Genomic DNA, 2,388 nt, shown 5'->3' on the forward strand with positions numbered 1-2,388 from the left:
ATGTTTTTGGGTACTCAATAATTATTCTCCAATATACCATATTCTGTTAACATAAAATTTAGATGCGTTCGCCCTGGGCTGATGGAAGTCTTGATAATGTACTAATCTCTGTTGTGTTTTAGACGGAACAGTCACTCCCGTTAGATACTTAATATCTAGGGCTGCATGCTGATAAGAGACATTAGCACTCAGTCTTAAGCAACAGTTTTCTAAATGTGGACTCAACCGACTACGGCTACCTATGCCTAGTCTATCTGCTTGCTTCTGGGTGATACTTAAATTACCGAGAGTGCTTTTTAGTGTCTTGATTCTTCCGGCTTTTGTACCGGTAGCTGAGCAGATAAAAAAAAGCCGATATGCGGTGTCACATGAGTCAAAACTTGGTCTCTCACTGCAAGTTCAATATCTTCTAATGTCTGGAAGGCATCAGGATTAGAATCAGCATAAAGGATGGCAGAAATAGCATCTAGATGTGTTTTAATCGCCTGTTGTTGTTCGGGTGTCATGATTCTATCTCAAGTGATCCGTGGGAAGAGAGCATAATTATCGCCTATTTTACTGATGATAGGTAAAAAAGTGATTGTAGTCTTTATCAGTATTTATACTCATAACATAAGTGACACGCTCCCACTTGGTCGGAGTGAGTTGTCCCTGGGTCTGCCAGTTAATGAGCTCAAAGGGGGCGCCGGATTCGCGCTCCCAAGAGCAAGCCGTTTGATGCTTGTTTGAGTTGGGTGGCTCACGAGTCGGTCATAGTGGCGGTGGTTTCTCAGCTTTACTGCGATTGTACAGTTGGTGTTGGCTGAAACTAAACACTTTTTGGCAAATTCGGATCTTTGCGACTGGTTGAGAGCGGCAATGATTCGCCGCCTTGAATTCCGATAAGTCTCCTTGAATTGCTATTGACAACAACATTTAAACAAGCACAGTTATATCCATGATTACCATTGGTTAGCACAACTTCTTTACCATCAGTTATGGGAATAGTTTCTATTCCTTTGGCTGGAGATTGACCTTGCAGCGAGATAATCCAGTTCGCATCTTTGTCTTTCAAGTACCAATTATATCGTTTCCGGTTGCATGGGAATGATAAAGTCAAGCTCAATAATTCCACATTCCCCGACTCCCGACTCCCAACGGACGACTCCCCATCATTCCGGTGTAACCGGAATTGATATTACCTGGTATCGGATTATGCAACCATCCACACCTAGTTTCAACTGCTTTAGCAGGAAGGGCAACGATAAAAAAAGATGAAATAATAACGGATATAAACAAGTTTTTCTTCATAACTTTAAGTTTATTTAGTTTTTACTCACTTATAGCAAATTAATCAGCACTGATTAATGCAGGTGAAGTAACAGCCCAATACCGCAATCCCTACTTGTTTGACTCCGAGAAAAGTTGGAGTTCCCGGAACTGCTGCTTAAGTAGCTAGACAAAATTAATTACATAGTTTTCTCCAAATTGTTTCAGGATTTTTTCCACAGATGTAACAAAAGTTCCCCAACTCTTGTAAGCAGATATCTCAATCCATTCATACTTAATAAACCGCCATAAAATTTCAATTAAATTTAATTCAGGAGAGTAAGAAGGCAACTCAAAAAGAGTAATATTACGTTGTTTCCACTCTTCAAGTTTGTCAACAATAGCATCACTGGTATGAATAGAAGCTTGATCTGTGACAATCACCGTTGGCTTATGTACTGCGGGGAAAAAAGCATCAATACAGGCGATAACTACAGAGCGAATTAATACTTTGAGATGAAATATAAGTTTCAAGATGGTTCTTTCGATTCATGATTCCTAGTACATTCATTCGCTGACTACGACGACTAGGAATTGTTAAATATTCTCCGATATCCTGCCAGCCATAGGGGACACAAGGAATCAAACAAAATCCCGTTTCATCCAAGTAATATAAATCAATTTGACCCTCATCATCTAATCGTTTTAATTCTTCTAATTGTGCCTTCTTATCTTTATATTCCTGGGAGGGAGGCTTTCCTCCCACTCCTTTACGCATACGATGCCAACTCATCTTCATAATTTTTAGTATTCTTTGAATTGTTTTTGTACTGGGACTTATACCCCAGGTTTCTTGAAGTTTTTGGCTCACCTTTTTTAATGGCCTTGGTTCTTGTTTAGCCCCCTCTTTTATTTGGGCTTTTTGCGAATCGTTAAATAGTGGCTTAGAACCTCTGACTGGTTTATTATAAAGTCCTACGATTCCCTCTAGTTCCCACCGATTGAACCAGTTATAGAGTGTCTTATAACTTATTCTAAAAATATTCATTAACTCTCCTTTTTTGGTTCTACCGAACCTAGTATGTAAAACTAACTAGTAAAATGCCAATGTAAGAAGCTCCTAAGAATAAAGTTGTCAAA

Annotated in this window: 4 protein-coding genes; all 4 read right to left on the reverse strand. The window is 39.2% G+C overall.

What is annotated here, in order from left to right; translation table 11 throughout:
• Positions 1-296: 296 nt before the first annotated feature.
• On the reverse strand, positions 297-506 hold the full coding sequence (locus QUB61_RS38930; RefSeq protein ID WP_333136763.1) for a hypothetical protein: 210 nt from the start codon (positions 504-506) through the stop codon (positions 297-299).
• A 302-nt stretch (positions 507-808) separates the two neighbouring features.
• Positions 809-1,054 carry a DUF4087 domain-containing protein gene (locus tag QUB61_RS38935; RefSeq protein ID WP_333136766.1) on the reverse strand — a complete coding sequence of 82 codons (246 nt, stop codon included), beginning with the start codon at positions 1,052-1,054 and terminating at the stop codon, positions 809-811.
• 380 nt (positions 1,055-1,434) lie between these two features.
• A complete protein-coding gene (locus QUB61_RS38940) occupies positions 1,435-1,782 on the reverse strand; it encodes a transposase (RefSeq protein ID WP_333136768.1) in 348 nt (115 codons plus the stop codon).
• A complete protein-coding gene (locus QUB61_RS38945; protein WP_333136770.1) occupies positions 1,724-2,296 on the reverse strand; it encodes an IS630 family transposase in 573 nt (190 codons plus the stop codon). Before QUB61_RS38945 ends, QUB61_RS38940 begins: the two co-directional genes overlap by 59 nt.
• Positions 2,297-2,388: the final 92 nt, after the last annotated feature.

It is taken from the genome of Microcoleus sp. C2D2, assembly GCF_036702495.1.
GTDB lineage: Bacteria > Cyanobacteriota > Cyanobacteriia > Cyanobacteriales > Microcoleaceae > Microcoleus.

Coding starts and splice junctions, on each gene's coding strand:
- QUB61_RS38930 (WP_333136763.1), bottom strand. CDS start 506: ATGACACCCGAACAACAACAGGCGATTAAAACACATCTAGATGCTATT.
- QUB61_RS38945 (WP_333136770.1), bottom strand. CDS start 2,296: ATGAATATTTTTAGAATAAGTTATAAGACACTCTATAACTGGTTCAAT.